This window comes from Streptococcus parauberis NCFD 2020 (assembly GCF_000187935.1).
In the GTDB taxonomy this organism is placed as follows: Bacteria; Bacillota; Bacilli; order Lactobacillales; family Streptococcaceae; genus Streptococcus; species Streptococcus parauberis.
The window spans coordinates 1,731,885-1,750,427 of sequence record NZ_AEUT02000001.1 but is presented as its reverse complement, the minus strand read 5'-3'; the positions used below and the strand labels follow the sequence as shown (position 1 = coordinate 1,750,427).

The following is an 18,543-nucleotide window of genomic DNA, read 5'->3' as shown; positions in this document are numbered from 1 at the left end:
ACTTTAGGTGTTATAGTGATTATAACATTTAATATTAGATGTTGTAAAACAGATATGGAGGATATTAATTATGCAACAAGAAAAGTTAGTTCTAGAGGAAAAGTGGGATAAAACATTTGAAAAAAGTAACGCTGTAAAACATCAGAAGGTTACTTTTACAAATCGATACGGAATTACACTTGCAGGTGATTTTTATCTTCCTTTAAATAAAGAGCACAAGAAATTATCAGCTATTGCAGTGTCAGGTCCATTTGGCGCTGTTAAAGAACAATCAAGCGGACTTTATGCTCAAATAATGGCTGAAAAAGGGTACGCAACACTTGCTTTTGATCCTTCTTTCATAGGAGAAAGCGGAGGTTATCCAAGAAATATGGCTTCTCCTGACATTAACACAGAAGATTTTCAAGCAGCTGTAGATTTTCTGTCTACTCATGAGTTTGTTGATACTGATAAAATAGGAATAATAGGTATTTGTGGCTTCGGTGGAATGGCAATTAATGCTGCTGCTTTAGATACACGTATAAAGGCAACACTTGTTTCTACCATGTATGATATGACAAGAGTTAATGCTAAAGGCTACTTCGACGCAGATGATAGCGAAAAAGCAAGATATGAAACACGAAAATTATTAAATCATCAACGAACTCTTGATTATAAAAATGGAGATTATGCGCGTGCAGGAGGCGTTGTTGATCCCCTTCCAGAAGATGTTCCGTCTTTTGTGAAAGATTATTTTGACTATTATAAAACTAATCGTGGCTATCATGAAAGATCTTTAAATTCTAATGAGGGATGGAATGTAGTTGGAACGATGTCTTTCTTGAACCAACCAATTTTACAATATAGTAATGAAATTCGTAGTGCAGTACTAGTTATTCATGGTGACCAGGCACATAGTTATTATTTTGGAAAAGATGCATTTGATAATATGATTACTAACAGTAATTATATTGAGAATAAAGAGATGTTAACTATCCCTGGGGCTTCTCATACTGATTTATACGATCAAACTGATGTTATACCATTTGATAAAATAGAACAATTTTTTGAGAATTATTTAAACTAATATTTAAGCTTATCGAAGAGAGTAGGTAATATGTCAATGAAATTAAAAATTAAAGACAATGACATCCCAGTTGATTGGGAATTAAATCAGGCTGTGTATACCTTGAATGAAGATGCTCAAAAAAGTCCAATTAACGTAAAGATGGAAAAATATGGTGGTTTTGAACAAGTCGGATTTTTAGGAAAGAATTATCCGAGAAGTGATAAACATATAAAAACAGAAGTAGGAGATATTGTCCTTTATAATGGCAATAATATTGTTATCTTTTACGGACAAAATAGCTGGTCTTATACGAAATTAGGAAGAATTAAGCTTTCTGACAATCAAATAGTGGACTTATTAAGTAATGAAGAATTACTTCTAACATTAACAAGTTAAAAGAAAAAAGCCTTGTGAAAGGCTTTTTTCTTAATAGTTACGGATGCTTGGTGCTTGATAATCAGTGATAAAGCTCTCAATTTTTGAGATATCATCTGTGAAGAGTACCTTATTACGGTCTTTTTGGCTGAGAAAACCTTCTGAAACCATGTGGTCAAACTGATTTTTCAAGTCATTAAAATAACCATTGACGTTATAGAGAACACAGGGACTATCATTTTGACCAATACGAGACCAAGAAATGACTTCTGATATTTCTTCGAGTGTTCCTGGGCCTCCAGGTAAGGCTATGAAGGCATCGCCTAAGGTCATCATTTTTGCTTTACGGTCTGACATATTGTTGACAATAATTAGTTCGGTTAGACCCGCGTGAGCAATTTCCCGATCCTTCAAAAAAGCAGGCATGACACCAGTTGTGTGGCCTCCATGGGCAATAATCGTATCTGCCATGATTCCCATTAAACCAATCTTTCCACCACCAAAAACAAGATTATGTTTTGTCTCAGCCATCCATTCAGCTAGCTGGATTGTTTTTTGACCATAAATAGGGTTATTGCCTGTGCTCGCTCCGCAAAAAATTGTGATGTTCACTCTTCAAATCTCTTTTCTAATTTTGTTTTGTGGGCTTGGACGATGTCTTCCAAGGATATTTGATACAAGTCAGCTAGGATGAAAATATTATCTAACACATCTCCTAGTTCTTCCTTAATATCTTCTAGATTTTCTCTTTCAGTCCTGGTGGTTTCGTCCGGACGATCCCGTCCAATTTCATATTTGCGAATAGCTTGCGCAAGTTCACCGACTTCCTCAGTCAAAAAATTACTGCGGATAAAAGGGTTGTACTGGTACCAGTGACGCTTCTTGTAAAAATCACTGACCCATTGCTGATAAGCTTTAATATCCATAGATACCTCCAAAATTAGTACAATATTATCAAATATTGTAATATTGTACCATCAGAAACTATTTTTATGAAAAATTATTCGTCTTTTGTCGAATATTCCATCTATTAGAATTGACTCTAAAGCACAGCTGATCCTTGCATTTTGTTAAGCAAGTGAGATATAGTAAGTGTAATAAAAAGGTGGGGAGTGCTAACGATGGACCAGTGGTTTAGAAAATTACTTTTGACGGATACGCAAGGAGCAGCCAAGGCTTTGCTTGGGATGGAACTCTATTTAGGTGATGAGAAGCTAGGGCGGATTGTCGAAACCGAGGCTTATCTAGGTGCTTTTGACAGTGCTTGTCACAGTGCCCAAGGACGTCGGACTCCCAAAAATGAGTCCATGTATCTGGAAGCGGGTCATTGGTATGTTTATCAGATTCATGGGCACAACATGCTTAATTTAGTGACGCGAGAGAAAGAAGTCCCTGAAGCAGTCCTTATTAGAGCTTTAGAAACGCCTGATGGTTTGCCTGAAGGCAATGGGCCGGGCAAACTGACTCGACTTTTTGGGATCACTCGAGCTTGGGATGGGCAAGATAGTGAAAACTGCGCCCTGCATCTTAGGCCAAGTCTTAAGCCGAAAAAAATTGCCAGTCGTGCTAGAATTGGCGTGACATGTACAGACCTCTGGCGCGAGGCGCCACTCTGTTTTTATGTAGCAGGCAATCAGCATGTTTCGAGAATTCGCAAACGGGGTTTGGTTCCTGATCGGGAGACGTGGAGATAAGAAAAAAGCCTATAATTGGGGCTTTTTTGTTAGATTATAATATTTTTTAATAAGCAGTTGACTTATATAGTTAAACTGTATATAATATAAATATAAAGTTAAACTGTACATTGAGGTGATATAATGAAAAGAGATAAAAATATTCCACTAACTGAAACAACTTTCTATGTTCTACTAGCATTACTAGAACCTGCACATGGCTATGTAATTATGCAAAAGGTAGAAGACATGAGTAATGGTGACGTTAGAATTGCTGCAGGAACCATGTATGGAGCTATTGAAAATTTACTCAAACAAAAGTGGATCAAATCTGTTCCTAGTGAGGATAGCAGAAGGAAAGTTTATATTATCACTGAAAAAGGTAAAGAAATGGTTAATCTTGAAATTAATCGTTTAAAATATCTGGTTAATTTAACCAACCAACTAAGATTAGGAGATAAGTGAGATGATAAAATTTAAACTTTATTTTAATTCGATGACTAAAGAAGAAGAATGGTTAAACAGTATTCAAGAAAAGGGTTACTCTTTATCTGGAGTCAGTTCAATTATCCCCTCGCTTTATTATTTTAAGAAGGATGAATCTAGTCGGGATAAGAAAGTAAGAATGGATTATAAAAGATACATGTCAAAAGATAAATTTTTAGATTATGTAACGCTCTTTGAAGATAGTGGCTGGAAACATGTTGCGGGCAGCCGTTGGGGTGGACTTCATTATTTCCAACAACTTAATTCCCGAGAAAATTCCGAAATTTTCTCTGATCCAGAATCAAAAGAGGCCATGGTGAATAGTTACTACAAATATGCTAGTGAAATGGCTTTTGTCTTTATTATTTATTTCTTTTTGTTAATGAGAGTAACTCAATTTAATCTTATAAATCCTCAATCATGGTACTTAACTCAGGGCTTATGGGGCATGGAAGGACGTATGTTCTGGCTAGGATTTCTCTTTGAAACTCCATTTGTTCTCCTTAGAGTTTTACCTATATTCTACTTTCTTATAGCTGGTATATATTATTTGGGGCGAGCACACAAAAGTAAGAAATAATTATTAATAAAAAAAAGCCTTTATTTAAAGGCTTTTTTGTTAACTCTAGATTAAAAATATATTGTACATAAATGTAGGAATTCATGTCATTTAATTTCTTTTTTATGTTTCAATTATTATGTTTGCTTCCTTCTCGAACGGTTTGTAGAAAAGGTCATAAGACTCCTTTGATTCAATTAAGGATAATTTCTACTAATTGAATTAGTTTCTATTTTCTTGTTTAAAAGTAATTTCTTATAGTATCTATCATACTATAAATTAAACATTCAAAAATGAAGAGAAATAACTTTTTCTTCATTCTGAAAGCAGTGTTAAAAGGCTTTTTATGTATTAAATTTTCATCATACTTTAAAGAAATGTTGTTCATCAAAGTGATATTAAGAGAGTTAAGTTAAATTAGATAAAGTATCTTAATTCAATATGAGGTGTTTGAAAATTATAGGGCTCTTCAATAGTCTCTAATAACAAGATCTTAGTAATGTTCTGTTCATTTGATAACTGTTTGATTTTATTTTCAAGATTATGTTTAGTGATATGTTCAGCATGAATATGACTATTCTTCAGACAAATAATATTTTTTACTAAACTGTCTTTTTTACATTTTTGAACTTTACAGGCAAGAAAAGATTTCCATTGGTCCTCATTTTTTACCATAAAGATACCAATTCGTTGATCAAATATTAGATTTTTTTTCTTAATTTCCAGAATCATTTTCTGAATTCCGTGATAATAACCTTCAGATAAAATAGTGGCGTCCGTGGATTCAAGGAAGTAGTCTTCATCACCAGGTTCGATATGATAATGTGAGCTATGGTCTAGTTGATTTGACAGATTTATTTGCTTTTTAAATTGCTCTATCTGATATTTGTCTTCTTTGATAGCTAACTCTTTTAAACGAATTTTTTCTTCTGCTTGTTGTAAAAGCTCAGCTATATGAATCTGACCATCTTTATCAATAAATTGAGTAAATTCTTTTAAGGGAATACCATAGTCTGCACAGATTTTAATCAATTTTACATAATCAATTGTAGCAAATAGAAAATATCTATAACCATTTTGAGGATTTATATATGTTGGTTTTAAAATATTAATACTCTCATAATAGCGCAGGGCCTTGATATGAATTCCAGAAAGTTTACTTAATTGTCCAATTGTTAATAATGAGTGCATTTTTTTACCTCACCCTTGACATTACCGTGACGGTATGGTTTATACTTCTAGTATATCATAATTACGACTCAGAGGTAGAAAAAGATGAAACAATTAAAAAAATTAAATTTAGAAATTAAATTATACTTCTTTGGGGTTGTCCTCTTTATGATTGGCCTTATCATTCCTTTACCAACTCAATTTAAAACAATTATCTATATGATAGCTATTTTGATATCAGGTTTTCATGTGATGTGGGAGGGTTTATCTGACACAGTCACAAACTCACTAAGCAGAAAAAAATTTTTACCAAATACACACATTTTAATGACAATTGCTGCACTCGGAGCAATATTTATCGGGGAGGCAATAGAAGCGGCCTTGTTAATTTTTATCTTTGCAGGAGCTCACTTTTTAGAAGAATATGTTGAGTCAAAAAGTCAAAAAGAGATAAAGGCACTCTTAGAGCTTAATCCGACTGAAGCAAGAAAAATAATGAGTGATGGTTCAATTGCTTTAGTGGCTGTCGAAAGTTTAAAAGTTGGGGATCAACTGCAAGTACTAAATGGCGCTCAAGTTCCTACGGATGGGGTTATCACTGAGGGTCAAGCAAGCATAAATGAATCAAGTATTAATGGGGAATCTATTCCTCGAGAAAAAAGAATTGGTGATACAGTTTTTGGATCAACCATAAACGGGAACACAAGTTTTACAATGAAGGTTACTAAGGATAGCAAGGATACAGTTTTTGCAAAAATCATCCGTTTAGTAGAAGCCTCTCAAGGGAACTTATCACCGACAGCAAGTTTTATAGAACGTTTTGAACCTATCTATGTCACAACTGTGTTAATTATATTTGTTCTGCTCTTACTATTGGGACCTAACTTGTTTGGGTGGACACTTATGGGAACACTGACTAAAGGTTTGATTTTTATGGTTTCAGCATCTCCATGTGCATTGGCAGTCTCCGCTATTCCAGCGACACTGGCCGGCATATCGAATTTAGCCAAAGAAGGTATTCTTTTCAAAGGAGGAGCTTTTCTTTCAAGCTTAGAGGATGTCAAAGCCATAGCATTTGATAAAACAGGAACGCTGACTGCTGGCAAGCCGAGAATAGTCGACTACGATTTAGAGCCAAGTCAGGTAAGTACGGCAGTACTAATGACCATTATTTTAGGAATGGAGCAACAATCAAACCATCCCCTAGCACAGGCTATTTGTTCTTACTTTTCGGAAAAGGTCAAACCTGTTATGGTTATTAAAACTGAAAACAAACTTGGTGAAGGTTTAACGGCTGACTACCAAGGTGCCCTTTACCAAATTGCAAAGCCTAGTATTTTTGATAACGTCCCTCAGAAATGGCTTAGTGCAAAAGAAACTCAAGAAAGTAAGGGGGCTACCGTAGTGTTTGTTGCTATAGACCATCAAGTCTGTGGTTACATCGCAATTCAAGACAAACCACAGGAATCTGCTCACATACTTTTAGATTATTTGAGAAAGAATCAAATAAAAAGTGTTATGATTACAGGAGACTCTGAAAAAACTGGAAAAGCATTAGCTAGTCAAATGGGTATGGATGATGTTAAGGCAAATGTTTTACCTGAAGAAAAATCAAATTTGATTCAGAGACTACAAAAGGCAGATGGATTGACAGCGATGGTTGGAGATGGAGTAAACGATGCGCCAGCACTAGCAAAAGCCGATATTGGGATTGCAATGGGAGATGGAAGCGACGTGGCAATTGAAACTGCTGATATTGTGATTATGAAAAATGATTTGAGTAAACTCATAATTGCTCACAAACTTTCGAAATCTTTGAAACAGATTATTATTCAAAACGTTGCCTTGTCTATGATAGTAGTTCTTCTCTTAGTTATTTTTACATTTTTTAGCAATTTAACAGTTGTTCAAAGTGTTTCCTTGCATGAAGGGTCGACATTATTAGTTTTAATTAATAGTTTAAGATTACTCAGAAAATAATAACTTAATGGGAGGTGTTATGCTATTTCGGTTGTTTATTATACTCTTATTTGTCATATTTTATAGTATTTATTTTGGCAAATTACATTTTTTAAAAGGAAAACAGATTAAAGCAGTCCATTTAGGACAAGGAAAATTATACTCTAAAGAAAAAATTGCACAACAATTTATGTCTGGAATAGCTTTTTCTTTAGTTCTTTATCAGATATATAAACTTTTCTTTGATTATCATGTAGATAATAGATTTTATACTCTTGGTATAGTCATAATTATATTAGGAATTGTCATATTTGGTCTAAGTGTCTCTGAAATGAAAGACAGTTGGCGCGTGGGCTTTGAAAAATCTGATAGAACAACCCTTATAACTAAAGGAATTTATGCCTATTCTCGAAATCCAGCCTATCTAGGCTTCTTCTTATTCAATTGTGGTTATTTATTTCTCATTGGTGATGCTATGATGGTTCTACTCATTTTAGTTGACACACTCTCTTTACATTATTTAGTGTTAAGTGAAGAAAAACATTTACGAAAAATGTTCCAAAAAGAATATGATACTTATTATAAAAAAACAAGACGCTATTTATAAAGAATATTGCATTTTAGGATTCCCGTATAGATATACAAAAAGCCTTTATTTAAAGGCTTTTTGTCTGTATTTTCATCCTTCTAATTTAAATACATCGCAAATAAATAAGGAAGTATTGTAATAGTTATAATGATATAAAAGATACCATAACGGATGGCTAGGAAGAGTTTGTGGATTCTGATGATGGTTAACATTGTCCAAAAGATGAGGACAGTGATAAACCAGCCTGAGATTAAGCGAAGTGGTGTTATACCATAGAGAGCTATGTAGATGCCAAATAATTTCCATGAGGCCAAAAGTGCAAAGGCTAGGGTATAGCCAAATAGAATGGTTAATAGAATTTTTCCTGCTTTTTTATTCCACACTGCTACTTTTGAGAAGAAGTAGCAAACAGCTAGGGTCGCAAAGTTAAGAAGAGCGACGCGGACTAGCTGCCAGAAACCTGATACGGCTGTATGTGAGGCATTTTGTGGGCTAATGGTATGCACTTGAAAGAGGGATTGCAAATCCAGGAAACTAATGACTAAAAAGAGAGTGTAGATAAAGCAGAGACTACCAATTACAATATAACTACTAAATAGAGGTAAAAGTCGGTTTCGATTGATTTTTGCCTGGATAGCTTGGTAGTTAGCCTTTTTACCCGCCTTGCGAATTAGTGGACCAAAGATAAGGCCATAAATATAGGCGCCTAAAGGCAATGAAAAGAGTAGATAGACCATAAAGTCAATGATGGAATCCATCCAATGAATTTTTGAAAAGAATACTCCCCAAAGGTCAGTGAAGTTAGTTGTGAGTAACTTGAAATTTTCGGAGACAGCTTGCAATTGATTAACGGCAAAGAGAACGACACCAATAGCAACCCAAAAGGTTCCTATGCTAATCAGAACTAAAGCTGGTGTGATTTTCATTTTCAAATGTTGGTCTGGAAGTTGCACTTTTAGTATATTTTTTCTGAATCGAAAATTCTTAACTGGAATGATCCAAAAGCCACGCCAGGCATCAATCAGAAAGAGACTTCCAAATCGACCTTGAATGAAGCTGTTATTTCTGGACAAAATATAATAAAGGAAGGTCATGTGTAAGCTGACCATCTGAAAGAGTACTAATTCTTCGAAGGTTCCCCAAATGGCTAGGGCTACAATCTGTACGAGTAGGGCACTTATGAGCAAAAAATCCTCAGCAGTTTTTTGCTTGAACAGTTCTCGATAGTTAAATTTGGCTACATTCATTTCCACGATTAGAATTATCAGTATACAAGACAAAATAAGGTAAAAGTAGTTGTCCTGATAGAGGTTCACGATATAGAAATAAGCCGGGAAAAAACTAAGGAGGGCGCCCAGTTTAAAGTGTTTCAAGTCGGCATCGGGGTGTTGGTTGATGTAGAGTGGGGACAGGTGCTTGCGGTTTAAAGGTTGAGGGTTCACGCAAATTTACTCACTTTCTTCGTCAGGGACATACTCTAGAATGTCGCCAGGTTGGCAATCCAATTCACGGCAAAGGGCATTCAAGGTCGAAAAACGAATAGCTTTGGCCTTGTTGTTCTTCAAAATCGAGAGGTTGGCGGGCGTCAGATCAATCAGTTCGGCAAGCCGGCCAGCGCTGATGTGCTTTTGCACCATAATTAGGTCTAAATTTATACGTATCATAATGGTCCTTCCTTAAATCGTGAAATCAACTTCATCCTGTAATTCGACAGCTTTCCCAAAAGCATTACGGATGACCCGAATGACAAGGGTTAGGGCAATTCCTGCGGCAGTAATCAAAAGAACGGGAATATAGCAAGTTACCCCAATGATTAAGGAAAGTAGCGTAATGGCTGCCGCTTCCCAACCAAGTAATTGGAGACTGCGTACATTTTGAGCAGTAAAAATTAGATTTTTAGCAAAACGACTAACCAATTGATAAATATGATAAATGAAAATTAGAGAAAGAAAACCAATTCCATAGCCCAAAATTAGCATGGTCATGAAACGCTGAGTACCCTGTAGAAAAGGTGAGGGGTATACGACAACAAGGTCAACAACCCAAGTTCCAGTGCAAAGAAGAATGACAGCACCAATAAAAAGTGCAATCAAACTAATCTTAGTTAAAAGGATGCTAAAGTTTTCATAAGTTTTTGTGTTCATAATTGAATCTCCTCTTTCATATTGACAACAGTATAACACAAATATATCGATAATCAATAAAAAAATATCGTTTTTTAGAAAAAAATAATTGAAAATCGATAAAAATAATGAATTTGGTTAAATTTTTATGAAAAGTTAAAAAATTGATGGAAGTATTTCTGTAAAAAAAAGAATAAATTTCGTATAGTAAGATGAATGGGTAAGTAATTAAAAGGATCTGAAAAATGAATAAACTGAATTAGAAGCAAGGGTAGTACCTTGGATGACCGTCTTCATTCCATTAGGTCAATAAGTTGGTTTTATGAATTTTTTAAAATGTTCTATTAAAAAGCCGAAAAATTATTATTTTGTAATTGTGGTTGAAATCTTTTTAAAAATAAATATAAACTACAAATAAATAAGTGAAGAGGAAGTTAAGAGTTTAGTTGTCGCCCTTTTATTTGTAGGAATGCTAATTTCAGGAACTGTATTGGCAGCTTCTGTTGATGGAGAAACTTGGCATTACGGTGTGGGATATACTGGAACATATGGTTATTCTAATTACCATCATCCTAATAGGAGTCATACTGCTAGAAGATCCTTTCTGGTTATGTGGAGGAATCTATGGGCAAAATTGTGAAATCTACTTGCATTGTCATTACACTATGTATCAGCTTACTTATCATAAACATTTTTCGAACACAAGAAATAAATCGAATTAACAATATGGAAGATAGTCCCTATATTGTCCATTTTTATCTAACTGATCAAAGACAAAATTCAACTGAAATGATGAAATATTTATCATTTCTATCAAAGAAATATAACGTTTATTGAACCAACAGAAATTAAAAAAGAAGATAGCTTATTGAAATAATAATTTGATAATCTAAAATTGGAATAAAAAAAATAAAAATATTTTTCGTAGTTATCAAGATCTTTCATTTTTCAATCTCCTAAATGAAAGTAGAAAGAGTACTAATAATTTATTAGTACTCTTATTTTTATTATCTTTAATATCTAAAACAATTATAATATTGACGAAAGCGCCTATATAAATCTGCCCTACAGACGTAATTGAGTTAAGATTGATTAAATCAAGAATTGAAAAGGCAGATTTATCAAGGTTTTATCACTCATTAATTTGTAGGAAAAATATTTTGGTAGAGTAAAAGAAAAACTGCATCATATTTTAATTTCTATTTCTATTTATTGATAAAAGAATTTATGATCTATTAGTTCTTATTAATATATTAATAATTCACGTTGTAATTAAATTTTATTAACGCTTTAAATGCAATAACATAAAGGGATTAGTTATTTCTTGATGGTTTCTATAATATACTAATTTATGTAATTTTTTCAAAAAGATTTATTAATGTTATTAATGTGTCGTTTAGTTGAATATTTTCGGGATACGCATAACTAATAAAAAAAGAAATGTCATCTTCTGTTTTTAGTGGAACTTTTACAAGATTATTATCATCTTGATCTAAAGCAATGTCAGTTAGTAAGGATATACCTTTTAATTCTAGGTGGTATTTTGATTAGATTTTTTAATTAAAGAATTCCAAAATAAGAGGTGTAATAAAAAAGTTTCTATGACTATAAAATAAATATCAAGAAGGTGCTTCAGATGAGATCATTCTTACTTAAATTGGATAATTGTATACTGGAGATAGTCTTAAATGTTTTTTATAAATTATAGATAAAGATTTATGTCATAAAATAAGATAGTAAAATTTCTTTTGAAAATTTCCCATAATAACGCTGATATTTATTAGTGTAAATTGAATTCAATATAAATCTCTCAAATAGAACACATCAAAACAAAGCATCCTAGCAGTTAATTGCTAGGATGCTTTGTTTTAATATGATAACGATGGTAAAATAAATACTAAAATAAAATAGGACAAAACACAAATATGGAAATTTCATGGGTGTTGTTTAACTAGAAAAATGGCTCAGATGCAGGAATTAGAAGTCCTGAAGAATGTTATATTTATACTACTGAAAAAGAAAAGGAATTGTTTAAAAAAAATGATTCTGAGACAGAAAAGATGTTATTTTATCGTGCCCAGCAATTAGTAGTTGATGTCTACTGTAAAGGTGCTAAATAACAAATAAGATTGGCCCCAGAGGTAACTATACAAGATTCGTTGTTTGTAGATAATATGCAGGTCAAAATTCAAGAATTTTTTGATCTAGTTCATGCAGTGGGTCTTCAAGAAGATGGGACTTTTTCTATAGTTTAAATATTACACCGATTACGTCGCAGGTGATGAAGGTGAAAATACTCCGATTGTATCACCTTGTGTTAATTTTATTATTATTATCAAGTGTTAGCTATTTTTTTAAAAAGTATTAAATTCTTTATTTAACATCCCATCAAAAATTATTTCGGGGACAAATCCTCTTTAGACAAGCAAAAATCCTTTAATAAAAGGCTTTTTTGATAATTACACTATGCCCCCTACAGCCTAAAATGAGTTGAATTTTAATAAATTAGGAAATAAAAATATTAAATTATCAAGGTTTTGTCACTCTTTTATATGTAGGAAAAATGTTTTGGTAGAACAGTGGTAGAACAAAAGCTTTTTAGTTATTTATATTTTCTAATTTAAGCATTGTACAAAAAATGTAGGTGATTTTATGTATTTAATGTCATAGATCTAAATATAAAAGGAGAGAACTAGGGGAATTTTCACAGAGATTTTTTTTGGGGAGGGGGTGCAATATCTGCTAATCAATTAGAAGAAGCTTGGAATATTGATGGAATAGAGTTAGTGTTGCTGATTGTTGCACTGAAGTATCAGTTAATTATCCACAAAATTTCTTTTCATGCAACTTTTTATTAAGAAATACATTCATTATAGTTAGTAAATTTGAACTCGGTATGACCTAATATTTTTTAACTATTGTTAAAAATTGTACTTCACAAACTAACTAATCTATCTAAGAATAATTTATAAGTTTTATCACCTAATTGAGTCAATTTTTCAAATGATGGAACTATTAGTAAGTGATACTGCCAATAATTTTATGTAGTACACAAGCAGAGTTTGCAAATATTATTCAAATAAACATTCAAGGTTATCACAGCATTTTATTTAGCTTTTTATGAATACGATATCCGAACCTAGCCTTAGATTCATCAAAAAAGCTTACAAGGTATCGTTTTAAAGCTTCCTCATTTGAAAAAACTACCCCTCTTCTTGTTTTGGCGTTTGATTTCCTAATTTAGCGATTCAATCAATTTTTTAGAGTATGTACTACTCCAAATGTGATGTGGAAATTGGAATACGGTGTGGAAATTTTCCTTTGTTTCAAGTGATATCATGAACTTTTTGTAACGAGGCTTCCATTCAGAGACAAATTGCTCTAATATTTTAGTAACTTCGTGTAAATTTGTGGTGTGATAAATCTGTTTGAACTAATTCAGAATAAGTGATCTATGTGCTCGCTTGACTTTACTGCCAACATTACGACCTATATGAACCATATAACACTGATGTTTAGCTAGTGGATATTCTTGTTGGATAATATAAACTAGTCCGTGTTTTTGAAGGCGATTGATAAGCTCCTTCAAAGAGATATTATTTATCTCATAGCCAAGACCCACTTATTCCTTTCAGGCGTGTTACCGAGTTCAATGTAAATACATTCTTTACTGACCGTACCTCATCGCAAGAGAAAGTAAGTTCCGTCCAGATACAAGACTGAGTAGTTAGTTTGAAGTGAACGCTCATGAAAGACAGAGATACTTTCTTGGGTCACTTTTGTGATATTTGAAACAGCTGCTGGACTGTAATGGGGAGCCTACATGCGCTCAGCAATGTCACTGATTTCCCGTGCCGTAACGCCAGTCTGATAGAGTTTAATCACCATATCTTTTAGCATAATATGGCGATTAACTGGTGAAAATTTACCGATTCGATTTTTTAGGATTATAAAAATTACTGCCCCTACTTCGTTTCAAACTGTCGAGAAATAGTCCCATTACGGCTAGTACCAGAGTTGTAACCTTTTTTTCATATAGCTCATGTCCAAGGAAAGCTGGGAGTTCAACCTGCAATTAGTCATTCATAGCTATTACTTAAGAGGAACGAATGAATTCTTCAACATCTAATTTTGTGCTAGGAAGTTAAGTAATTTGGTGGCAAACTGAGTCATGAGAATAAATCTCATTCTAGAGAAATATTGTAAGTATACCATACAGGATTTATTCCTTTTTTTGTGTTTACACAAGATATTTTACACTACCTGATTACTTTGCTTAGCAAACTCTTCTAATCTATTTTTTGAAAAGAAATCATTTATTATATTGTTAGTTATTCTGCCAAAAACTCTATCTTCATCTAATAATTTTTGAATATTGGCTTCAATGATTTCATTATCGATTAAAAAGTCTTCAGAATTAAAAATTTTTATCAAAGGTAACAGTAAAGATAAAAGGTTGGACAGTTTCTTTTTATCAACACCAGGATATGTTTCAATTACTATACTTTTACCTTCTTTAATATATTTATTTATTTTTTGACTAATTTTTTTTACATTTTTGGCTAGTAAATGTTGGTTATGGTTAATAACTTTGGGTTCCAAATTATACATTATTTCTCCTTTGTATAAATCTATTTAGAAAAGCAACCTAAATACTGATTGTTTCTCTACCTATAGTATAGCCAAAGAACAGACTAAGTCTTAGAAAAAATGACAATCGTAACTAGATTCTGTAGTTTAATAGTGTTAAAATTGTGGGTAAAGAGAATGGAGGTATGTACATGAAAAAAATCATTTTCAGTGATATTGATGGGACTTTAATAAACGATCGTTTAGAGGTGACGCCAAGGACAGTACAATCTCTTAAGAGGGCTATTGCTAATGATACGTTATTTGTGCCTGTATCAGCAAGAATGCCCCTAGCTATAGAACCTTTAATTAATAACATCTCTGAAAATAGTCCAATTATTTCATATAATGGAGCTTTAATTCAAAATGAAGATGGTGAGACCATTGATTCAATCACTATAGATTTAGAAGAAGTAATTCAATTATGTACTTTTATAGAAGAAAGTTCCCAAAATGTTTATTGGAACGTATATAGTAATAATAATTGGTTATCACAAGATAAAGAAAATTTCTGGATAAAACGTGAAGAAAAAATTGTTGATATTCATTCAAATGAATCAACTATCAATGAGATTTCTAAACTAAAAGAAGTTCATAAATTATTGATTATGGGTGATACAAATGAAATAATAGAATGTGAAAAAATTTTGTTGAGAAAATTTCCAGATTTATCATGTTCAAAGTCTACCCCATATTATTTGGAAATTATGCGAAAAGGAATCAATAAGGGGAAAGCTGTAAAAATATTAGCTGACTATTATCATATTGATCTAACAGATACAATTGCTTTTGGTGATAATTTTAATGATATCGATATGCTTCAAACAGTTGGAAAAGGGTATGTTATGTTAAATGCTCCACAAGAAGTAAAGCAATTAATTGGTAATATAACAAATAGTAATAATTTCGATGGAATTGCTGAAGTCTTAGAAAAAATGTACCCTTAGTAACTTATATCACACACGAAATTTTGGAGTAATATGAAATCAGTAAAAAAACTTTTATGGATATTTATGTTTATGATACTGACAGTTTCAGTGAGTATCATACTAACTAATAAAAAAGTTGAACAGTATAGTTCCAAAAAATTAAAAGTCGGAACGACTTATATGACCATGAATAATCCTTTTTACGCAGTTATCAATGAAGAAATTAAAAAGAATATATCAGCAGTTGGTGGAAATGTCTATACTAGAGATCCGGGATTAGATAGTAAAAAGCAAGTAAAACAAATAAAATATTTCATAAAAAATCATATGGACGTTATTATTTTAAATCCAGTAAAAAGTGATGATAGTGCAACGATTGAAATAGTAAAAAAAGCAGAAAAGTTAGGGATTAAAGTTATTGTAGTTGATAGTGAGCTTTCCAAAAAAGTAAAAGTCACTTCTACCATTATTTCCGATAATTATAATGCAGGAGTATTAATCGCTAAAGATTTAATAAAGCGAAAATCCAATGCAAATATTTTGATATTGGAACATAGGGGTGCAAATTCAAGTGAGGAGAGAATATCCGGTTTTACCAATACAATGAATAATAAAGAGCAATATCAGATTATTTCAAGGATAGAAACGATGGGGCAAACGGAGATATCCATGCCTGAAGTAGAAAGAGTCTTAAATTCTGGGAAAAAATTTGATGTTGTAATGGCTTTAAATGATCAAGCAGCAATAGGTGCTGTAGCTGCAATTGAAAAAAGTGAAAAAAAAGAATCATTTCTCATCTATGGTGTTGACGGCTCTCCTGATATGAAAAATCTGTTACAGACAACTGAAAAGGTCACTGGAACGGTATCTCAGTCACCAATTAAAATGGGTAAGAAAGCAGCAGAACTTTCTATTTTGGTTTCGAAGAAAAATCAAGTTCCAAAAATGACTGTTATTCCTGTGAAGTTGATAACTAAGCAATCAGTTTCTAGTAATAATATTAGTGGGTGGCAATGATGGGGAAATCAAAGTATATAAAAGTTAGTAAATTTCTATTATTATTTATAAACTTTGTTGCGGTTATATTTTATTCCCTAGTTTACAAATTCTCAACAGAGTATATAACTATACAGGGTAATAGCAGATCATTATTGGAGGAGCTAACAACCTTAAACACTAATCCAACAGTTATACTTTACTTATCACTGTTTTTATTTTTTGTTTTAGTTTTGTTGATTTTTTATAGAGATTATATTAAGCCTCAAAATGATATTCAAATTTTAGATATTTGGATTATTTGTGAACTTATAGTGTCATTTGGTTTATTATTTAGCCTACAATTCTCATATAATGGTTTTCTACTTCTTGTATTTTCAAATGTTTTCTATCATTCCAATGATATGTACGATTTGTTAGATAAGAAATACTGGCTATTTTTTTTAGTACTTAGTTTTGGTTTATTATTAATTACTGATAACAGCGTGTTGTCAACTTTTGTGAGACTTCCTGATATAAATGTATACATAAGTTACTTACCTTATTACTTACGAATCTCATTAATTTTTGTTAAGAATTTCATCAATTCTTTAAATATTACAGTATTTATCACTTCACTTATCTCTTATATTATATACTCAATTACGGAAAAACATAAACTAGAAGAAGAATTTCGTATGGTATCTCGAGTTAACGGGGAGTTAAATGACTATATAGCCATAACAGAGAAAGTTGCGGTAGATAGAGAAAGAAAACGGATTTCCAGAGAAATACATGATACATTAGGTCATGCTTTAACTGGAATATCTGCAGGGATTGATGCTGTTAAGGTGTTAATTGAGATAGACTCTAATAAAGCTAAATCCCAACTTAATATTGTATCTGATGTTGTAAGAGAAGGAATTGTTGATGTTCGAAGGTCTCTAAATAAACTAAGGCCAGATGCTCTTGAGGGAAGAACACTTGAAGATGCGTTAAATAAAATTATTAGAGAATTTGAAGGTGTTTCAAATATAAAAATAAAACTAAATTATAATTGGACGACTGCAGATTTATCGGTCGCAGTAGAAGATATTATTTTTAGGATTATTCAAGAGTCTATAACAAATTCATTAAGACATGGACATGCCTCAGAAGTAATTATTGATATGGTAGAAGATGCAGATTATATGATGTTTATTAAAGATAATGGCATCGGAGCTGAAGAAATAGTTTATGGTTATGGCTTAATGCAAATGCAAGAACGACTTGCGATTATAGGAGGAGAAATTACTTTTAATACTAAAAATGGTTTTGAAACTGTTATACGTATTCCAAAAAAAATAAGGGGATCCAATGATAAAAGTTATGATAGCTGATGATCAGGAATTGATAAGAGAATCGTTGAAGATCATTTTATCAGCAAATAATGATATTGAAATTGTTAGTTCAGCCTCGAACGGTTTTGAGGTTCTAGAAAAAATTGAATGTAATAAACCAGATATCATATTAATGGATATCAGAATGCCAAAAATGGATGGAGTAGTTTGCACAAAGGAGGTAAAAGATAGATATCCAGATATAAAGATTATTATTTTAACAACTTTTGATGATGATGAATTTATTTTTTCTGCTTTAAAGCATGGTGCCTCAGGTTACCTTCTAAAAGGTGTTTCGATGTCAGAACTTCATGAAGATATAAAAACTGTGTACAATGGCGGAGCAATGATAAATCCAGACATAGCAACAAAAGTATTTAAGGCATTTTCTCAAATGTCCCAAAATACAAGTTCAATAAAGGTAAAAGAAACTGAAATAGAGAATATTTCTAAGATGGATTGGAAAATAATTCAACAAGTTGGTTTAGGACTTTCAAATAAAGAAATCTCAAATAAACTATATTTATCAGAAGGAACTATCCGGAACTATCTTTCAACAGTTTTATCAAAGCTTAATTTAAGAGATAGGACACAATTAGCAATTTGGGCTGTCCAGACTGGAGTGACAACACGAAATTTGGAGGAATAA

Annotated in this window: 19 protein-coding genes and 1 pseudogene; 12 read left to right on the top strand and 8 right to left on the bottom strand. The window is 32.3% G+C overall.

The window, feature by feature from the left end; translation table 11 throughout:
* Window positions 1-70: 70 nt before the first annotated feature.
* Both SPB_RS08765 and SPB_RS08760 read left to right on the top strand, forming a co-directional pair.
* Window positions 71-1,066: an alpha/beta hydrolase gene (locus tag SPB_RS08765; protein WP_003102852.1), complete on the top strand. Its 996-nt coding sequence runs from the start codon at window positions 71-73 to the stop codon at window positions 1,064-1,066.
* Between the two features lie 30 nt (window positions 1,067-1,096).
* Window positions 1,097-1,444: a cyclophilin-like fold protein gene (locus tag SPB_RS08760; RefSeq protein ID WP_003105703.1), complete on the top strand. Its 348-nt coding sequence runs from the start codon at window positions 1,097-1,099 to the stop codon at window positions 1,442-1,444.
* A 30-nt stretch (window positions 1,445-1,474) separates the two neighbouring features.
* Here the strand turns inward: SPB_RS08760 and SPB_RS08755 are convergent, their stop codons facing one another.
* On the bottom strand, window positions 1,475-2,035 hold the full coding sequence (locus SPB_RS08755; protein ID WP_003104687.1) for an LOG family protein: 561 nt from the start codon (window positions 2,033-2,035) through the stop codon (window positions 1,475-1,477).
* The gene (locus SPB_RS08750) at window positions 2,032-2,349 is read right to left on the bottom strand and encodes a MazG nucleotide pyrophosphohydrolase domain-containing protein (protein ID WP_003105066.1); all 318 of its coding nucleotides are present in this window, start codon (window positions 2,347-2,349) and stop codon (window positions 2,032-2,034) included. Before SPB_RS08750 ends, SPB_RS08755 begins: the two co-directional genes overlap by 4 nt.
* 195 nt (window positions 2,350-2,544) lie before the next feature.
* On the opposite strand from SPB_RS08750, the gene SPB_RS08745 reads away from it, so the two are divergent.
* From SPB_RS08745 to SPB_RS08735, 3 genes are all read left to right on the top strand, one after another.
* A complete protein-coding gene (locus SPB_RS08745; RefSeq protein WP_003103982.1) occupies window positions 2,545-3,117 on the top strand; it encodes a DNA-3-methyladenine glycosylase in 573 nt (190 codons plus the stop codon).
* A gap of 123 nt (window positions 3,118-3,240) precedes the next feature.
* Window positions 3,241-3,561 carry a PadR family transcriptional regulator gene (locus tag SPB_RS08740; protein WP_003103385.1) on the top strand — a complete coding sequence of 107 codons (321 nt, stop codon included), beginning with the start codon at window positions 3,241-3,243 and terminating at the stop codon, window positions 3,559-3,561.
* Between the two features lies 1 nt (window position 3,562).
* A complete protein-coding gene (locus SPB_RS08735; protein WP_003105464.1) occupies window positions 3,563-4,162 on the top strand; it encodes a DUF2812 domain-containing protein in 600 nt (199 codons plus the stop codon).
* Window positions 4,163-4,558: 396 nt separating this feature from the next.
* Here SPB_RS08735 and SPB_RS08730 read toward each other — a convergent pair whose 3' ends face one another.
* Entirely contained in the window at window positions 4,559-5,332 is a 774-nt protein-coding gene (locus SPB_RS08730) for a MerR family DNA-binding transcriptional regulator (protein ID WP_003104564.1), read from the bottom strand.
* Between the two features lie 84 nt (window positions 5,333-5,416).
* Here SPB_RS08730 and SPB_RS08725 point away from each other — a divergent pair, with 84 nt between their 5' ends.
* Window positions 5,417-7,291, top strand: a complete 1,875-nt coding sequence (locus SPB_RS08725; RefSeq protein ID WP_003105468.1) for a heavy metal translocating P-type ATPase — start codon at window positions 5,417-5,419, stop codon at window positions 7,289-7,291.
* A gap of 19 nt (window positions 7,292-7,310) precedes the next feature.
* Complete coding sequence (locus tag SPB_RS08720; RefSeq protein ID WP_003104783.1) at window positions 7,311-7,877, top strand: methyltransferase family protein; 567 nt, start codon at window positions 7,311-7,313, stop codon at window positions 7,875-7,877.
* 80 nt (window positions 7,878-7,957) lie between these two features.
* Here the strand turns inward: SPB_RS08720 and SPB_RS08715 are convergent, their stop codons facing one another.
* The 3 genes from SPB_RS08715 to SPB_RS08705 form a co-directional block, all read right to left on the bottom strand.
* Entirely contained in the window at window positions 7,958-9,106 is a 1,149-nt protein-coding gene (locus tag SPB_RS08715) for a DUF4153 domain-containing protein (RefSeq protein WP_003105908.1), read from the bottom strand.
* A 201-nt stretch (window positions 9,107-9,307) separates the two neighbouring features.
* Complete coding sequence (locus tag SPB_RS08710) at window positions 9,308-9,523, bottom strand: helix-turn-helix domain-containing protein (protein ID WP_003105649.1); 216 nt, start codon at window positions 9,521-9,523, stop codon at window positions 9,308-9,310.
* A 12-nt stretch (window positions 9,524-9,535) separates the two neighbouring features.
* Complete coding sequence (locus SPB_RS08705; protein ID WP_003103306.1) at window positions 9,536-10,003, bottom strand: DUF2975 domain-containing protein; 468 nt, start codon at window positions 10,001-10,003, stop codon at window positions 9,536-9,538.
* A 448-nt stretch (window positions 10,004-10,451) separates the two neighbouring features.
* Between SPB_RS08705 and SPB_RS11600 the strand changes: the two genes are divergently transcribed.
* Window positions 10,452-10,622 carry a lactococcin 972 family bacteriocin gene (locus SPB_RS11600; protein ID WP_003104165.1) on the top strand — a complete coding sequence of 57 codons (171 nt, stop codon included), beginning with the start codon at window positions 10,452-10,454 and terminating at the stop codon, window positions 10,620-10,622.
* Between the two features lie 2,431 nt (window positions 10,623-13,053).
* Here SPB_RS11600 and SPB_RS08695 read toward each other — a convergent pair.
* Both SPB_RS08695 and SPB_RS08690 read right to left on the bottom strand, forming a co-directional pair.
* A pseudogene (locus SPB_RS08695) lies at window positions 13,054-14,155 on the bottom strand (IS256 family transposase).
* 81 nt (window positions 14,156-14,236) lie between these two features.
* Entirely contained in the window at window positions 14,237-14,593 is a 357-nt protein-coding gene (locus SPB_RS08690; protein ID WP_003105010.1) for a DUF8485 domain-containing protein, read from the bottom strand.
* 170 nt (window positions 14,594-14,763) lie between these two features.
* Between SPB_RS08690 and SPB_RS08685 the strand changes: the two genes are divergently transcribed.
* From SPB_RS08685 to SPB_RS08670, 4 genes are read left to right on the top strand one after another with little or no spacing between them, the layout of a single operon-like run.
* Window positions 14,764-15,558: a Cof-type HAD-IIB family hydrolase gene (locus tag SPB_RS08685; RefSeq protein WP_003105795.1), complete on the top strand. Its 795-nt coding sequence runs from the start codon at window positions 14,764-14,766 to the stop codon at window positions 15,556-15,558.
* A 33-nt stretch (window positions 15,559-15,591) separates the two neighbouring features.
* Window positions 15,592-16,557, top strand: coding sequence for a substrate-binding domain-containing protein (locus SPB_RS08680; protein WP_003105075.1), 966 nt, complete (start codon window positions 15,592-15,594; stop codon window positions 16,555-16,557).
* The gene (locus SPB_RS08675) at window positions 16,557-17,894 is read left to right on the top strand and encodes a sensor histidine kinase (RefSeq protein WP_003105836.1); all 1,338 of its coding nucleotides are present in this window, start codon (window positions 16,557-16,559) and stop codon (window positions 17,892-17,894) included. Before SPB_RS08680 ends, SPB_RS08675 begins: the two co-directional genes overlap by 1 nt.
* Window positions 17,872-18,543: a response regulator transcription factor gene (locus SPB_RS08670; protein ID WP_003105653.1), complete on the top strand. Its 672-nt coding sequence runs from the start codon at window positions 17,872-17,874 to the stop codon at window positions 18,541-18,543. Before SPB_RS08675 ends, SPB_RS08670 begins: the two co-directional genes overlap by 23 nt.